15 protein-coding genes and 1 tRNA gene are annotated in these 15,615 nt (G+C 64.4%); 10 read left to right on the forward strand and 6 right to left on the reverse strand.

The window, feature by feature from the left end; translation table 11 throughout:
• Nucleotides 1-4: 4 nt before the first annotated feature.
• Nucleotides 5-1,231, reverse strand: coding sequence for an MFS transporter (locus BLT92_RS09930; protein ID WP_092105282.1), 1,227 nt, complete (start codon nt 1,229-1,231; stop codon nt 5-7).
• A gap of 132 nt (nt 1,232-1,363) precedes the next feature.
• Here BLT92_RS09930 and BLT92_RS09935 point away from each other — a divergent pair, with 132 nt between their 5' ends.
• From BLT92_RS09935 to BLT92_RS09945, 3 genes are all read left to right on the forward strand, one after another.
• Nucleotides 1,364-1,972, forward strand: a complete 609-nt coding sequence (locus BLT92_RS09935; RefSeq protein WP_092105284.1) for a TetR/AcrR family transcriptional regulator — start codon at nt 1,364-1,366, stop codon at nt 1,970-1,972.
• A 72-nt stretch (nt 1,973-2,044) separates the two neighbouring features.
• Complete coding sequence (locus BLT92_RS09940; RefSeq protein ID WP_092105286.1) at nt 2,045-2,278, forward strand: hypothetical protein; 234 nt, start codon at nt 2,045-2,047, stop codon at nt 2,276-2,278.
• Between the two features lie 333 nt (nt 2,279-2,611).
• The gene (locus tag BLT92_RS09945) at nt 2,612-3,079 is read left to right on the forward strand and encodes a hypothetical protein (RefSeq protein ID WP_092105288.1); all 468 of its coding nucleotides are present in this window, start codon (nt 2,612-2,614) and stop codon (nt 3,077-3,079) included.
• A gap of 57 nt (nt 3,080-3,136) precedes the next feature.
• Here the strand turns inward: BLT92_RS09945 and selD are convergent, their stop codons facing one another.
• Nucleotides 3,137-4,123, reverse strand: coding sequence for a selenide, water dikinase SelD (gene selD / locus BLT92_RS09950; protein WP_092105290.1), 987 nt, complete (start codon nt 4,121-4,123; stop codon nt 3,137-3,139).
• A gap of 77 nt (nt 4,124-4,200) precedes the next feature.
• On the reverse strand, nt 4,201-4,800 hold the full coding sequence (locus BLT92_RS09955; RefSeq protein ID WP_092105292.1) for a class I SAM-dependent methyltransferase: 600 nt from the start codon (nt 4,798-4,800) through the stop codon (nt 4,201-4,203).
• A gap of 126 nt (nt 4,801-4,926) precedes the next feature.
• On the opposite strand from BLT92_RS09955, the gene BLT92_RS09960 reads away from it, so the two are divergent.
• From BLT92_RS09960 to BLT92_RS09985, 6 genes are all read left to right on the forward strand, one after another.
• Nucleotides 4,927-5,021 (forward strand) — tRNA-Sec (locus BLT92_RS09960).
• Nucleotides 5,022-5,105: 84 nt separating this feature from the next.
• Nucleotides 5,106-6,488 carry an L-seryl-tRNA(Sec) selenium transferase gene (gene selA, locus BLT92_RS09965; protein ID WP_092105294.1) on the forward strand — a complete coding sequence of 461 codons (1,383 nt, stop codon included), beginning with the start codon at nt 5,106-5,108 and terminating at the stop codon, nt 6,486-6,488.
• A gap of 1 nt (nt 6,489) precedes the next feature.
• Nucleotides 6,490-8,301, forward strand: a complete 1,812-nt coding sequence (gene selB, locus BLT92_RS09970; RefSeq protein ID WP_172802668.1) for a selenocysteine-specific translation elongation factor — start codon at nt 6,490-6,492, stop codon at nt 8,299-8,301.
• Nucleotides 8,302-8,484: 183 nt separating this feature from the next.
• Complete coding sequence (locus tag BLT92_RS09975; protein ID WP_157691410.1) at nt 8,485-9,342, forward strand: hypothetical protein; 858 nt, start codon at nt 8,485-8,487, stop codon at nt 9,340-9,342.
• A 96-nt stretch (nt 9,343-9,438) separates the two neighbouring features.
• Nucleotides 9,439-9,771, forward strand: a complete 333-nt coding sequence (locus tag BLT92_RS09980; RefSeq protein ID WP_197679697.1) for a PIN domain-containing protein — start codon at nt 9,439-9,441, stop codon at nt 9,769-9,771.
• 382 nt (nt 9,772-10,153) lie between these two features.
• A complete protein-coding gene (locus tag BLT92_RS09985) occupies nt 10,154-10,762 on the forward strand; it encodes a hypothetical protein (protein WP_092105299.1) in 609 nt (202 codons plus the stop codon).
• Between the two features lie 52 nt (nt 10,763-10,814).
• On the opposite strand, the gene BLT92_RS09990 is transcribed toward BLT92_RS09985, so the two are convergent.
• Nucleotides 10,815-11,567, reverse strand: a complete 753-nt coding sequence (locus BLT92_RS09990) for a DUF4111 domain-containing protein (protein ID WP_197679698.1) — start codon at nt 11,565-11,567, stop codon at nt 10,815-10,817.
• Between the two features lie 380 nt (nt 11,568-11,947).
• Between BLT92_RS09990 and BLT92_RS09995 the strand changes: the two genes are divergently transcribed.
• Nucleotides 11,948-12,517 carry a hypothetical protein gene (locus BLT92_RS09995; protein ID WP_092105301.1) on the forward strand — a complete coding sequence of 190 codons (570 nt, stop codon included), beginning with the start codon at nt 11,948-11,950 and terminating at the stop codon, nt 12,515-12,517.
• A gap of 14 nt (nt 12,518-12,531) precedes the next feature.
• On the opposite strand, the gene BLT92_RS10000 is transcribed toward BLT92_RS09995, so the two are convergent.
• Nucleotides 12,532-13,827, reverse strand: a complete 1,296-nt coding sequence (locus BLT92_RS10000; RefSeq protein ID WP_092105303.1) for a M20 family metallo-hydrolase — start codon at nt 13,825-13,827, stop codon at nt 12,532-12,534.
• Nucleotides 13,828-13,919: 92 nt separating this feature from the next.
• Complete coding sequence (locus BLT92_RS10005) at nt 13,920-15,611, reverse strand: thiamine pyrophosphate-dependent enzyme (RefSeq protein WP_092105305.1); 1,692 nt, start codon at nt 15,609-15,611, stop codon at nt 13,920-13,922.
• Nucleotides 15,612-15,615: the final 4 nt, after the last annotated feature.

Here is a 15,615-nt window from a genome sequence, read left to right on the forward strand (position 1 = left end):
GGGCTCACCGCGGTGTCGGCGTTCCGTCAAGGTGGTTGAGTGAGCGTTCGACACCCGTCGAGACGCGGGCGATGAGAACTGTCGGGATGACGAGGACGAAGCTCACGATTCCCATGATCGTTCCGAACATCTGAATCCCGAGACCATCGATGAGCCACGCGCCGATGATCGGAGCAAAGCTCGATCCGACGACGTAGGCACCGATGAGGGGCCCCGACCAGGTTCCGCGCGCATCAAGTCCCGCAGCCGTGGCGATGAAGAGGACGAAGGCGAATGCGTACACGGTGTTGACAACGACGATGAGAACAGCTATAGTGCCGGGATCGTCGGTCATGCCGATCCAGATCTTGATGATGCCGCCGAGGATGAGTGCGATTGCCAGGGGAGTCGCTCGGCCGATGCGTTTGCCGAACAGAGTCACGACGAGCATGGCAGCGGCACCCACGCCGGCCGCGGCGCTGAGGGCGAACCCGAGTGTCTGCTCACTCAGACTCACGGCGTCTCCCAGCACGGGTGCCAACGTCCAGACTGCGTCTTCGCTGGTCCCCCAGAGGGGAAAGACGATGAGCACCGCGAATCCGGCGACCACGACTCGTCGGGGCGAGGCTGTTGCCCGTGGCTCGGACTCAACCGCAGAAGGCACGAATTCCGGAGCAGCGGGGAGCCAGAGCGTGACAGCGAGACTGATGAGCGAGATGAGTGCGAGGGCTCCGAAGACGGTGGCCTGTGCCAGACCGAGCACAGGCACGACCGCAAGCACCACCATGACGAGGAGGCGGTTGACGACACCACTGGTGGCGCTGACTCGATTCGGGTTCTTCAGAGCGGCGATCGCCGCCCCCGAGGTGGAGATCGCCGCACCCACACCAGCGCCGCCGATGCCGAGACCTGCGACGACGAGGCTGGGAGAGGGGAGGAAGGATGCCACGGAGAACCCGAGGACACCGATGATGAGACCGACCGCTGCCAAAGTCCGGCGGTGCGATCCTGCGGCGAAGCGCGCGGTGCCCAAACCGACGACTGCGGAGGCGAACAGTGTCCAGGTGAGAATGTTGCCGGATGCGACGACGTCGAATCCGACCTGCTCGAGCACCGACATGATGAGCGGAGCGAGGTTGGCCATCATCAGCCCGGCCAATGACACGAGGAACACGGCGCTGCCGTTGCGCAGCTGCAGTGGGACTCTCGGATCCTCGACTGCGGCAGCGGATGAAATCGAAGCGGAACTCATTGGGACGGCCCCTTTACCGTGGAGTGAAGTTCATCAGTTAACCGAAATGTTTTCGGTTAACTTGAATGGTGCCCGTAGGATGATGTGATGTCAACCGCGTTTCATCCTCGTTCGAACTGGAGTGGGCAATAGATGGCACGACCACGTTCACCGATTCTCAGTCGTGAGAAGATCGCCCTTGCGGCCATCACGATGATCGATGACGGGGACGAGCTCAAAATCCAGCCGCTGGCAAAGAAGCTCGGTGTCAGCCTGTCCTCGCTCTACCATCATGTGGATGGACGTGACGGCATCGTCCATGCGATGCGAGAAGTGCTGAGCAGCCGTTACGAGTTCGCTGTCCCGACCGGTTTGGAGTGGAAAGACAACCTCAGGGCTGGTGTTCATGCACTGTGGCGGCTCTATTCCGATCATCCCCGCGTGATGATCTACCTGCTTGGAGTCACCGTCGAGGAGCCAGCGACGCTGGACTTGTATGAATCGCTGATCGACACACTCAAGCAGGCGGGCATCCCCAGGGACGAACTGCTCACCACGGTCGAGGTCCTCGACGCCTTTGCCTTCGGCGCGGCGCTCGATGCTCTGTCGCCGTCACGAATCTTTGCACCGCAGGATCCTCGTTCCCAAATGGAGGAGCTCCTCGAGGAACATCCCAGCGGGAGCGAACGCAACACGCTGCTCTATGACAGAGGTATCGAGATCATCCTCGCCGGAATCGAGGACCGCGTGCGGTCGGCATGAGCTGCTGTCAGCGTGCCACTTAATACCAAGGACGATTGTGGAATACCGCTCGAGTAGTAGTCTGGCAGGACCATGAAAGACTCGGCGAAGGAATTGCTCAATGACCGGCGCAGCCTGAAAGAGGCTGTCATAGTGGCCATCCTCGTTCCTTGTGTCTACATCGGTATGGATTTCATCGGCTGGGGCAACGGGATGTTCTCGTGGTGGGAAGCACTGCTCGTGGCGCCTGTGCATGGAATCGTTTATTGGCTCTTCCTCAGCGGATTCAGGCGATTCGTCAACGAAGACGTGACCCCGACCAGGTGAGCGACTCATCACGGCCAGCGGCCCGCGGTAGCACAGGCCGCTCGATCACGACCGAGTTGCAGGGAGCGGTGGCCATATCATCGATTGTGCTCCAGTCTGAGACGCTGTCACATCTGTCGTAGTCTGGACCCATGGGGTGCATATGGACGACATGACGGGCAGCGCTGGAGTGCCCGGGAGCGGCCCGTCCGCAGACGAGTCCTCGCTGCATTTTCCACCAGGGGCGTCCAAAGCGGAGCGGGTCGAGATGCGACTGGACGTCATCGAGAACAGCGGGCGGCTCGTCATTGCGCGCGGTTCCCGTGCAGCGCATATCGCCCGGTCGTTCTCAGCGTGGGCCTTGGCCTGCTCGGACTGCTTGTTCTGTTGCTCGGTGCCGAGGGCTTCGTTGCCCTGGCGGGATTTGTGCTCTTCGGCCTCTTCTCCTTCGTCTTCCCGATCATGATCGTCAAGCGCCACGGCCAGGACCATCGCCTCGAACTGACCCCGGACGGGTTCGAGCTCATCCGTTGCGACAAAGACTCGGAGGTGACCGTCGACCTGGCGAAGTGGGCGAACGTCAGCCGCGTGTCGACAGCAAAGTTCGGAAACCAGCCCGAGTCACCGGATTTTCCGGTCGTCGACGTCTTCTCTTCGGCGGGAGCGGGGAACGGCCCATCGCTGTTCAACCGCGATCCGCACGGGGCGAGTATCGTGCTCAACCAACCGCTGGAAGTCGGACGCTGGGAGCTGTACGAACTGCTTGTCGCCGCACATCAGCGATTCCGGCCGCAAAATAGCGCCACGGACGATCGTCACTGACGTTCGCCAGTCGCCGGTGGTGAGGCACTGGCGACTAGCGAACGTCAGCTCGCAGCGTCACCGCACGTGCACACCCGAACCGACGGTGATTTCGCCGATGACGGGATGACCGGGAATCTCACCGACGACCAGCAGTCCGCCTGAGGTCTGTGCATCGGCGAGGAGGAACAGTTCGTCCTCTGACACGGAGCCCTCGGTCGTCAGATTGGGGCGGACCCAGTCGAGATTCCGTCGGGTTCCGCCAGACACGTATCCCGAAGCGATCGACTCATCGACTCCGCCGAGGCGGGGCACCGCGGCCGCGTCGATGACCGCTCCAACTCCCGAGGCACGGCACATCTTGAATAGGTGGCCGAGCAGTCCGAAGCCGGTGACGTCGGTGGCCGCTTTCACGCCCGCCGCCACGGCCGCTCGCGCGGCATCGGCATTGAGTTCGGTCATCGTCGCGACCGCCTCGCCGAAGTACTCGCCCGTCTGTTTGTGTCGGTTGTTGAGGATGCCCACACCGATGGGCTTGGTCAATGTCAGGGGCAGGCCCACCTCGGCGGCGTCATTGCGTATGAGCTCATCGGGATGAGCGATTCCGGTCACGGCCATGCCGTACTTCGGCTCCGGATCGTCGATCGAGTGCCCACCGGCGACGGGGCACTTGGCCTGGGCGGCGACGTCGAGTCCACCGCGCAGCACCTCTGTCAGCAGTTCCATCGGCAGCTTCTCCCTCGGCCAGCCGACGAGGTTGATCGCGGTCACTGGGGTCCCGCCCATCGCGTAGATGTCGGAGAGCGCGTTCGCGGCCGCGATCCGGCCCCAGTCATAGGCGTCATCGACGACCGGGGTGAAGAAATCGGCGGTGGAGAGTACTGCGAGATCCTCGCGGACGCGCACGGCCGAGGCGTCATCACCGTCGTCGAGGCCGACGAGGACATCAGGCCCTGACTGCCCGGTCAGACCTTTGACGGCTTCCTCGAGCTCACCCGGCGGGATCTTGCAGGCACAGCCTCCGCCGTGGGCGAATGAAGTCAGACGTTCCTGGGTGGCAACCATACCGTGAGACTAACACCGATGTGAGGCCTGTACCAGAGCTGACCGCGGGTGCTGCTGTCAACGTCTGTTCGCGCAGGTCAGTGACGGTATTCGTTCTTGTCGGCTGCAATCACTGCGAGGTCTCGGTGATGCCACGTCACGTGTGGGATGAACCCGGCCGAGCTCAGCCAGTCCAGCTGGTCGGCGAGCGAACTCGGCACATCGACGACCCCGTCGATTGGGGTGACGACGTCGGAGGGGTCGGGCGGGACGACGAGATCGGCGAGCACGAACCTGCCTCCGTCAACAAGGACCCGGCCGATCCTCGTGAACAGATCGGCCTTCCCCTCGCCGTCGAGATGATGCACGGCGAGAGTCGACATCACGAGGTCGAACGGGCCTGCCGACAAGGTGTCCTCGAGACGGGCGTGGCTCAGTGTACTGAGGTCGGGGTCGAGGGCCCGCGCGGCTCCGTCCAGCATCTCCTGACTCTCGTCGATGCCGTGGATATGGGCTTCGGGCAGCGCCTCGGCGACCCGCATGGCCGTGAGCCCGCTTCCCACACCGAGGTCGAGGATCGTACGCGGACTGACTTCAGCGACCGCCGCGACAAGTTCCGTCTGCAGGCGTGCGTAGTCGGGGATCTCCTCCGCCATGACGTCGGGGTAGGTGTCGGGATCCCAGGTGAAATCAGCCATAATGCCTCCGATTTCAGGCTAGCACTCGGCGGCGTTGGTGTCTTCGGCGAGAAGCTCCGAAGAAGGGTCGCGAAGGTCAGCGAGAGCGAATCGATGCCACCGATCAGGCACGGTAGGATTCTTCGTGGAGGCGTCCGAGTCCTGGTGGGCTCCCCGGTCTTCAAAACCGGTGAGACCGAGTATCTCGGTCTGGCGGGTTCGATTCCCGTCCGCCTCCGCCACCAGCATCGTCGACGTCGCCGCACCTGAAACCTCGGAGAACGCGTCCGCAGCAGGGCCCGACCGCAGTGAAGGAGAGACTACCTTTGGACGATACGGATCCGCGGCGCAGCATTCCGCGCACCGATCACCTCCTTGCGCTACCTGAGGTCATCGCTGCAGGTGAGAGCTTGAGTCAGGCGACGATCAAGGCGATCATCTCCGAAGCTCAAAGTGCTGCCCGGACCGGTGAGATCCCCGTCGCCGAGGTGGCCCCCACCATCATCTCTCGCCTGAGTTCTCGTTCGGCTTCGTCGCTGACCCCGGTGCTCAACGCCACCGGAATCATCGTTCACACGAACCTCGGCCGCGCGCCGCTGTCCGAACCTGCGCGCCAGGCCGTGGCCGATGCGGCAGGCTATGTCGACGTCGAGATGGACCTGGAGACCGGGCGCCGCAGCAAGCGGGGGACCGGCGCCAAAGAGGCTTTGCTGCGTGCGTGCCCGGGTGCCGAGGATGCCCTGGTCGTCAACAACGGTGCCGCAGCATTGCTGCTCGCGGTGACTGCTCTGCGGGGTGAGGGTCTGACTGGCCCCGGCGAAATCGTCATCAGCCGCGGAGAACTCATCGAGATCGGGGCGGGTTTCCGCTTGCCCGACCTCATGGCCACGACCGGCTCCCGGCTGCGGGAAGTCGGAACGACCAACCGCACCCACCTCGACGACTACGCGCAGGCGATCACCGACCAGACCGCGAGCCTGCTCAAGGTCCACACAAGCAACTTCCGAGTCGAAGGCTTCACCGCCGCGGTTGAGATCAGCCAGCTGCGCGACCTCGCCGACGAACACGAGCTACCACTCATCGCCGACCTGGGCAGCGGACTGTTCGAACCTGATCCGTACCTGCCCGAGGAACCCGATATCGCCAGTGCGCTCGCCGCTGGGGCCGATGTCGTCATCGTCAGCGGCGACAAACTGCTCGGCGGCCCGCAGGCCGGTCTCATCCTCGGCCGCCGCGATGCTGTGCAGACGATTGCGAAGCATCCCCTGGCCAGAGCGATGCGCACCGACAAGCTCACCCTCGCCGCTCTCGAGGCGACCGTCGCGAACACCCAGAACCCGGTCCACGAGGCTCTGCACATCGACCTCGACCGCCTCAAGACACGCACCGATCGCCTCGCCGAACTCGTCTCCGGGACCGTTGTCGCCCACGACGGTCGGGTCGGCGGCGGGGGAGCGCCAGGGGTGCCGCTGCCCGGCTGGGCCGTGGAACTGCCCGAGGCACTCGCTCGGGTGCTCCGCCTCGGTGATCCTGGCGTCGTCGCCCGGGTTCACCAGGGGCGATGCCTTGTTGACTTGCGCTGCGTTCCCGAAGCTGATGACGATCGAATCGTCGAGGCCGTGAATCGGGCACGCGAGAAGACGCAGGACAGCCTCGGCGACGGTGACGTGAGTTTCGACGATGATCCGGACTTCACGAACCATGACTGAGATGTACGTACTCGCGACCGCCGGACACGTCGATCACGGTAAGTCCACGCTGGTCAACGCCCTGACCGGGATGGAACCGGACCGGTGGGCCGAGGAGAGGAAGCGAGGTCTGACGATCGACCTCGGATTCGCCTGGACGACCCTGCCATCCGGACGAGAACTCGCCTTCGTCGACGTCCCCGGGCATGAGAAGTTCCTCGCGAACATGCTCGCAGGGGTCGGCCCGGCCCCGATCGTCTGCCTCGTCGTCGCCGCCGACAAGGGGTGGCAGGCCCAGTCGAGCGACCACCGTGACGCGATCACCGCGCTCGGCATCACCCGGGGGCTCGTCGTCATCACTCGCACGGACATCGCTCCCGAGTCGGTTGCCGCGACCGAATCCGAAGCCCGAGTCCAACTGCAGGGCACGCCGCTGGCCGATGCCCCTGTGCTCACCGTTTCCGCGACCACTGGGACCGGCCTCGACGCGCTCGTGGAGACACTCGATGCGATCACCGCCGAGGCTCCGGCCCCCGAATCCGAGACCCGGCTGCGGCTGTGGGTCGACCGCGCCTTCACGATCAAGGGCGCCGGCACCGTTGTCACCGGCACGCTCACCGCCGGAACCCTGCGCATCGGTGACCGCCTGCGCCTCGTCGGGGAGACGTCGGATGAGGCAGCAGCTGTCCGGGGCCTGCAGAGTCGGAACTCCTCCGCCGAGGTGGTCGTCCCCAGCTCCCGTGTCGCCGTGAATCTACGCGACGTTCCAGCCGATGATATCCACCGCGGTGACGCTCTCATCACCGACGATGCATGGCCGATCGTCGAGATCATCGACGTGCGCCGCACCATGGGCCAGCCACTCGACGAGGGCGTCCACGGACTCATGCTCCATATCGGCACCGCCGCTGTGCCCGTGCACATGCGACCCTTCGACGCCGACCATGCTCGTCTCACACTCGAACGCCCTTTGCCGCTGCAGGTCACCGATCGGATCGTGCTGCGCAGCCCCGGCAGCCGCAATGTCTTCGCGGGAGTCGTCGTCCTCGACGTCGACCCACCGGAACTGAGCCGCCGCGGTGCGGGCACCCGGCGTGCCCATGAGCTGGCTGATCGTCCGGAGACAGGGGACATCCTCGCCGAGGTGGCCCGCCGCGGAGCCGTTGAACGTGCACGACTAGTGCGTTTTGGACTGACGCTTCCCAACGTCGTCGAAGGCGTTGAAGAGATCGCCGGAGGATGGCTCGTCCACCGGCCGACCCTGGAGAAGTGGGTCGAAGCCGCGCGCAGCACCGTGAAGACCAAGTTGGCTGCGGAGCCGCTGGCCGCCGGTGTTCCGGAGAAGGCACTGGCCGAGGAGCTGCGCCGCGTCGACCCTCCATTGCCTGACGGTGGCGGTCAGGAACTCGTCGGTGCCATCGCCTCTCGGGCCGGCCTCGAAACGGTCAAGGGCATGGTCCGGCCCCCAGGTCACATCGCCGATCTGGGTCCGGCCAAGGCAGGCGTCGCCGAGGTGGAGCGACGCTTGGCGGCCAATCCCTTCGCCGCACCTGAGGCCGACGACCTGCGAGAACTCCGGCTGGGAGTGCGGGAGCTCGCGGTCGCCGAGTCCGCGGGACGGCTCCTGCGCCTCGGCGATGGTGTGGTTGTGTCACCACGGACACCGGCACAGGCGATGAGGCTGCTCGCGGGACTGGACCAGCCGTTCACGACGAGTGCGGCCAGGAAGGCCCTGGGCACCACGCGGCGCGTCGTCATCCCTCTGCTCGAACACCTCGACGGGCGCGGCTGGACCCGTCGCATCGACAACACCTCTCGCGAGGTCGTGCGGTAGGGAGTCACCTGCAGCAACGATTCTGTGGACCGCACGACCAGATGCTCTGTTCCATCCAACGATGTATGGCCAGGGGATTTCTCGTGTCCGTGGTGTGTGAGATCATCGAAACCTACGAACACCGCTGAGGCACAATGGAGATGCCTCAGCGGAACTGTGCGAGCTGTGATTGGGGCGATCACGATGACTACTCAATTCGACTTCCATCTTCTGGGCGCTGAAGCACCAGCTGGAGAACTCGATGCTGACACTCTGCTCGCGCTTGTCGGCAGCCTCAAAGAGGTGGCGACCAAGATTGCTCGAGTCGAAACCGACGCTGACGAACGCGGCAGAATTCCAAAGCGAACTGGTCAGGTATCGAGGCTTACGATCGGCTTGGGAAAAGGCAGCACAGTAGTGCACATGCACAGGTCGGGTGTGATCGGTGGCCTCGATTTCAGTGTTCCCGAGGAACAAGCATTTGATGAGCGGTTCTCCACTCTGGTGCGTTCACTGGCTGACGAGTCTCGACCAGAATGGGTGTCTGATTCGTTGGCAACGGCGACTCGGAATTTGGCAACGGCTCTGCGGTCTGCGGCTCCAGCGGTCGAATTTTCAGCCGATGGCGGCAAGGTGTGCGAGTTCAAGACGTCTGAAGTCGATCTGTCGGTATGGGGAGCCGTTTTCTCGGTGAGACCAGAATCGATGCATTTCATAGGGCGGTTGTACGTGGCGAACCGCAACACACACCGCTATTCCTTGGAAGATTCTGTCGGGCATCAGATTTCACTGCCGCGGGTGGAAGACGATGCCGAACTGGGACAATTGCTTGATCAGACTGTCGTCGCCACTGGAGCTCCGCAGTTCGGGCGTGACGGGCAGGTGTCCTCGCTGGAGGACGCAGTGGTGAAGGCAGTTGCCGATGATCCCGACCTGTCCGGGGCCGATTCAGTGGTTGGGGCGGAGGAGATTTTGGCCTCTGCCCCTGGGCCTGATTTCGATGGTGGGATTGCCCTTTCGGAAGAAGAAGCCAACGCGTATCTTGAGGCAGCACTCGGATGAGCGTTCCCCACCTGTCCTCATTGATACTGATGTCTTCAGCAGAGTATTTGTTGTACGACTCTTGTAGAGGAAGGCTGACGATGCAGCGGTGGCTGAGTGGAGGGAGATGTTGCTCGGGCGGCGCGCAGCGATCTCATTTCAAACCAGAGCGGAAGCAGTCCAAGAGACATTGCTGCAGAATTGGAGCGGCACGCGTATGGGGCGCTCTACAGAATTCTTGATAAGACCCCGACGGTGTATGTCGACAACGACGTAGTCGAGGAGCACGCTCAGTTGTTCGCTGACTGCCGGCAGAATGGTCACCCGCTGCACGGGAAGATTCACACCGCAGATCGGTGGGTTGCCTCGTGTGCCATAGCCAAAGATTTCCCTCTGTTGTCCGGCGACGCCATCTTTGAGGGAGTTCCGAAGCTTGAGCTGTTCGATTGACGGGGCGATCGGGGAAGCGGTCGTCCTCAAAGAGCCGGGTCCGGGCAATTGACCCGTCGCCTGAATGGAGTCTGACTCACGCCTGCGAGTGACCCGATGGGCGGATCGAGACCCAGGTCACGAGCCCGTACGGGCGGCGCATAGGGCCGCGGGGCACCCATGGAATTCTGAACATATGCTCACGAATCCTCACCGATTCGTTGCGGCGAGAGTAAGCCACCTATGAGCCTCTCTGCATTGAACCGCCTTCTTGTGTCCGCCAGTGTGGTGTAAGGCGATTTCCGGAACACCCCCTGTGCAGACGACAGGAGACAGACGTGTGCCGAACCAAGGCAGGACGCCGTCCGGGCCGCTCGCCGATCCAACAGGAAAGTGAGAACTGATGAAAAGCGTGCGCACATTTGCGGTGACTGCACTGTCCGCTGCCGTCATCGCAGGGGGTCTCTCCCTGGCTGCGGCAACCTCGGCCTCGGCAGATCCGATCACAGGGGCCGTCGACCAGCCGGGCGAAACCGCCTCGGGCCCCGGTCAGGACCAGGGTGACGGCACGGCCGTGGGCATCGACGATCCGGACGAGCTCAGCTCCGAGCAGATCGACAATGCACGCACCATCATCGGCGTCGGCAAGGGCGCGGAACTGTCGGAGAAGGCACAGAAGATCGCCGTGATGACCGCACTGCAGGAGTCGAGCCTGCAGGATCTCGACGGCGGGGACCGCGACTCAGCCGGAGCGTTCCAGCAGCGCCCCTCAATGAAATGGGGATCGCTCGAACAGGTGACGGATCCCGTCTTTGCCTCGAAGTCGTTCTATGGAGTCAATCCCGACAGCCCCAACCCGGGCCTCACCCAGATCGACAACTGGGAGAGCATCGACCCGGGTGAAGCCGCCCAGGACGTGCAGGCCTCGGCCTACCCCGACGAATACGCGAAGTGGGAACCGCTGGCCGAGCAGCTCGTCGAGAACAACCAGGACGTCGACGACATCGATTGAGTTGAGGATACGGCTCGGCTGCTGACAACGTCTGGCCCGGCTCTCGGGCACCTTACGGGAGGTCGTTCGCCAGGGACTCGGCGATGATCGCCTGCATCGCCCGTGCCGTCTGGTTGCGCCACTGCCCACGAGGCGGGCTTGTCGGTATCGCGGCGCCACGTAGATGGGCGAGAGCGATCGCGACAATGCGGGCGTACTCGGGAAATGTCTCGAGTGCATGGCGCCCGGCGACCTCTTTGCCGATGATCTCCCCGGTCAGAAGCGTGTGATGCATGCGGGCCGGTCCGAGTAGACACCATTCCACACCACTGGCGGTCAGCCTCCGTTTCCCACTGCTTACACTCCTGGCAAGCGGAGCCCAGTATTCGCGAAGATTATCCGCCACCCAATTTCTAAGCGCACCGGGCTGTGGGTCGAGACCCCAATCGGAGACGTCCTCGCCGCGCATAGAGATGCCGCCGTCGACGAGTTCCTTCCAGATCACCGGATTGACGTCGAAGGCACCGTAAGAATCGTAGACCTCCCCGACGTGTGAGGCGACCGGTCGGATCTCGGTCACCGGTCGTGCGAGCTCGGACTCCCATACGAACACGGTGTTGCAGCATGCGCTGAAGCCCATTCCGCGTGTGGCACGCACGGTCAGGCGAGGCAGCTGGGAGAGCTGCAAGATCCGCAGGCGTGCCATGAGTCCGCTGCGCTGCCTCCACTCATCGCTGAGGACGGCGACGAGATCGATTATCGCTGCGGCCCGGACGATGGGCGCCCAGGGCGATGGAACCGCTGACTGCGCACGCGGTGAGTGCACCCGGCAGCAGTCGATCGGCGCTGCGCAGATACGATCCGACAGCTCGTGCAGCATCCTTGGGCAGCATCGAGTCCATGGAGCAAGATTACTTCTTTCGGCCGTCGGTCCTCATGACCTCGCCGGGGGCTGCGATGCGAGTTCGACACGCGGCAGGATCACCACAATTCAACTCCCGTTGATGTCGTATTCGTTGCAGGAGACATTGTCCCTTCGAGAGGCTGGACCATGAGCGCGCAAGAAGACGCGTGAGCGGCGAAAATAGGCGGTCGTGTGCTTCTCAGCTGATCGTGTGTTTCTCAGCTGAATGGAATCCGGTCACGCCGTTCGCTCGAGTCAACTATCCTTGTTCTTTACGCCAGACACCAGGAGAATCAGACCCGATGAACCTCGCACGAGCATTAGCGGTGACAACTCTTTCCGCAGGCCTCCTCGCCGGTGGCGCGTCTGCTGCGACCGCAGTGCCCGCGGAGACCCTTCCTCCTACAAGCAAGGCCCCTGACGGCGGTGAAGTCACCAGCACCCAGGACACCAGCCAGCTTACGCAAGTCCAGATCGACAACGCACGCACCATCATCGCTGTCGGCACGGGCTCTGATCTCTCGGAGCAGGCTCAGAAGATCGCCGTCATGACAGCCCTGCAGGAGTCGAGCCTGCGCAATCTCGACGGCGGCGACAAGGATTCGGCCGGCTTGTTCCAACAGCGGCCGTCATACGGTTGGGGGACCCACGAACAGATCACCGATTCGGTGTACGCCTCGAAGTCCTTCTACGGAGTCAATCCACTCTGCCCGAATCCGGGCCTGCTCCAGATCGCGGGGTGGGAGACGATGGACCCCGGCGCCGCGGCCCAGGCCGTCCAAGGCTCAGGACACCCCGACGCCTACGACAAGTGGGAGACGCTGGCCGAAGAACTCGTCGACGAGAACCAGGACGTCGAGCCGATCGATTGACGGGCGAGTTCAGCTCACCCCAGCGCCCCACCAGCCAGCCGGCGCACCACCTCGGTGAGATGGTGCAGTCCGGAGACGAGGTCCTCATCCTTCGTGAATTCCTGCAGGCTGTGGGAGACCCCGCCGACGCTGGGCACGAAGAGCATCACCGTGGGCACGGTGTCCTTCATGTTCGTCGAGTCGTGGCCGGCCACGGTCATCACCCGCGCCGAGGTGAGTCCCAGGTCCTCGGCCGCTGATCGTGCCAGCTCGACCCCGTCCTCGGAGTACGGGTTCTGATCCCAGCTGTGTTCGGCGACGATCTCGATGTCGACGCCGACCTCCTCACGGACCTGTGCGACCGTGGACATGAGGGAATCGTGGGCGGCGGCGATCACCTCGGCGCTGGGGGAGCGCAGGTCGAGGAGCAGGCCGACCTCGCTCGCGACGACGACGGGGGAGTTGGGATAGACGTTGAGCTCACCGCAGGCGGTGTGCAGGGCACCCGCGTCGAACTCGTCGACGAGTTCACGGGCGGCGACGACCAGACGTGCCGCACCCAGGAGAGCATCGCGACGGTCGCTCATCAGGGTCGAGCCGCTGTGGGCCTGCTCCCCGGTGACGCGGAATTCGTACTTATGCGCGGCCCACGTGGCGTTGACGAGGCCGATCGTGACCTCGTTCTCCTCCATGCTGCGGCCCTGCTGGACGTGGATCTCGGCATAGGCGGCGATCTCCGGCGCGGTGAAGTCCCCGCGTTCACCGACTGCATCGAGCGCCTCGGCTACGGTGACACCCTGCGGGTCGGTCGTGGCCAGTGCCGCCTCGAGCTCGGCCTTGCCGGTGAAGACGTTGCTGCCCATCATCGAGGGTTTGAAGCGCGAGCCCTCTTCGTTGAACCAGTTGATGACGGCGAGGTTGTACTTGGCCTTCGCCGGGTCGGCCCGCAGCTCATCGGCGACGGCGAAGCAGGCGTGGGCCGAGGACATGACACCGTAGGCGCCGTCGAAGCGTCCGGCCGTGGGCTGCGAATCCATGTGCGATCCGGTCAGCACGTAGGGGGCGCCGGGAACGAGCTCGAGCAACCCGAACTGATTGCCGATGGCATCCCGGTGGACACTGAAACCATGCCTCTCCAACAGTTCGGCTAACCATTTGCGCTGCTGGCCATCGGCCGCGCTCGCCGCCTGCCGGTCGACTCCGTTCGTGCCCTCGACGGCTCCGAAGCGCGAATGCACGGACCAGTCGGCGAGGAATTCGTCGTCACGGTCGGTCTGTGTTGCGGGTGCCTGCGAAGCGCGGTCGGCTGGTGAGGCGGGTGTCTCGGTCATGGGTTCGTCCTTCCGGAGAGGCTGGGGGATTTGCAGGGGTGCGGCGCCGGGACCTCCGGTGTCGGTCGGTGGGATGGTGCGGGCACGTGGTCTCAGACCGCGATCTCGTCGGCAGCCGGCGGCATGAGATCGGAGTCAATGAGCACGTGGACGAGTGCCGGGCCGTCCGTGGCCAGAGCGCGGTCGAGCGCGGCCTCGAAGTCTTCGGTCTTCTCGACGCGTTCGCCGTGACCGTCGAAGGCCGACATCCACGTCGCGAAGTCGGGGTTGACCATCCGGGTGCCTGACGGCCGGCCCGGATAGTGGTTGACCTGGTGTTGGACGATCGTGCCGTACACGCCGTTGTCGACGACGATGACCAGCGGCTTCGCCCCGTGGGCGAAGGCCGTGGCCAGCTCCTGACCGTTCATGAGAAAGTCGCCATCGCCGCAGACCGCAACCGCACGACGCTCCGGGAAGACGAGTGAGGCCGCGACCGCACCGGGCACGGCAAGACCCATGGCGCCGTTGCGCGCACCGACGAGGCTAGCCGGCTTCAGGTGACGGATGAACCGGTGGCTCCAGATCGTGGCATTGCCCGCCCCGTAGGTGAGCACGGCTTGTCCGCCGAGGCGGTCGTCGAGGATCCCGAACGCCACCCCGAGATCGACGCCGGTTCGGGGGACGGCCCCGGCCACCTCGGCGTCGGGCCGGTGTGCGGCAACCTGGGACTGCACGGCCGAGCGCGATTCCATCCACGCATCATCGCGGACACCGCGCATTGTCGCGGCATCGATCGCAGCAGACGTCGAGGCAGACGTCGAGTGCGTTGCCGAAGTCAGCGCCGTGACGAAGCTGCGTGGGGAGGCCAGGATCTGCTGGTCGATGCGCCCGGCATGCTGGGTCGCCTCCGGGTGGAGGCCGACGACGACGGTTTCGGCGTCGAAGCCACGCGTGTAACCGTCGCTGGCGACATCGGATCGGGTGGCACCGATGAACACGAGGAGGTCGGCGTCACCGTAGCCGGCGGCGACCGCCTCGGCGCGGCCGTATCCCAACCAGCCGGCCCACGCGGGCCCAGTGTGGGGCACGGCGTCGTAGGCGCGCCAGTCGCAGAAGACCGGAACCCCCGCCGAGGCGGCCAGGTCGAGCAGCGCCCGACCGTGGCCCTCGTGCCAGCCATCGCCCCCGAGGACGAAGGCCGGCTTCGCGGCATTGCCGATGCGCGTGGTCAGCAACTCAAGATCAGCTGCCGAGGGCTGGGGCTCGGCGATCGGTGCAGGCCGCGTGTCCGGTGCCTCGGTCATGCGGACGAGAACGTCCTCGGGCAGACCCACGACGACTGGCCCGGGCCGACCTGAGGCTGCGATCCGGAGAGCATCGGCGGTGAGGTCGCCGGCACGGTGCTCGTCGTCGACGATGATGACCTTCTTCGCGGTCGAGGAGAACCATTCGGGCAGGCTGAACTCCTGGAACGACTCCCGAGCACGATCGGCGATGGGCACGAGTCCGACGAAGAGGACGAGGGCGGTGGCGTCCTGGTACGAGGTGTGCACGGAGATCATCGCGTTCGCGGCACCCGGTCCACGGGTGACCATGGCGATTCCGGGGCTGCCGGTCAGGCGCGACTCGGACAGGGCCATGAACCCGGCCCCACCCTCCTGACGGCACACGATGGTCTCGATCGAGGAGTCGTAGAGTCCGTCGAGGACGTCGAGGTAGGACTCGCCGGGCACTGCGTAGACCCGCTCGATTCCGGCGTTCTCCAGGGTATTGACGATGAGGTGACCGGCCGAGCGGGACATGCGC

It is taken from the genome of Brevibacterium picturae (genome assembly GCF_900105045.1).
Lineage (GTDB): Bacteria > Actinomycetota > Actinomycetes > Actinomycetales > Brevibacteriaceae > Brevibacterium > Brevibacterium picturae.

Coding starts and splice junctions, on each gene's coding strand:
- BLT92_RS09930 (WP_092105282.1), bottom strand. CDS start 1,231: ATGAGTTCCGCTTCGATTTCATCCGCTGCCGCAGTCGAGGATCCGAGA.
- BLT92_RS09935 (WP_092105284.1), top strand. CDS start 1,364: ATGGCACGACCACGTTCACCGATTCTCAGTCGTGAGAAGATCGCCCTT.
- BLT92_RS09940 (WP_092105286.1), top strand. CDS start 2,045: ATGAAAGACTCGGCGAAGGAATTGCTCAATGACCGGCGCAGCCTGAAA.
- selD (WP_092105290.1), bottom strand. CDS start 4,123: ATGGTTGCCACCCAGGAACGTCTGACTTCATTCGCCCACGGCGGAGGC.
- BLT92_RS09955 (WP_092105292.1), bottom strand. CDS start 4,800: ATGGCTGATTTCACCTGGGATCCCGACACCTACCCCGACGTCATGGCG.
- selB (WP_172802668.1), top strand. CDS start 6,490: ATGTACGTACTCGCGACCGCCGGACACGTCGATCACGGTAAGTCCACG.
- BLT92_RS09975 (WP_157691410.1), top strand. CDS start 8,485: ATGACTACTCAATTCGACTTCCATCTTCTGGGCGCTGAAGCACCAGCT.
- BLT92_RS09985 (WP_092105299.1), top strand. CDS start 10,154: ATGAAAAGCGTGCGCACATTTGCGGTGACTGCACTGTCCGCTGCCGTC.
- BLT92_RS09995 (WP_092105301.1), top strand. CDS start 11,948: ATGAACCTCGCACGAGCATTAGCGGTGACAACTCTTTCCGCAGGCCTC.
- BLT92_RS10000 (WP_092105303.1), bottom strand. CDS start 13,827: ATGACCGAGACACCCGCCTCACCAGCCGACCGCGCTTCGCAGGCACCC.
- BLT92_RS10005 (WP_092105305.1), bottom strand. CDS start 15,611: ATGTCCCGCTCGGCCGGTCACCTCATCGTCAATACCCTGGAGAACGCC.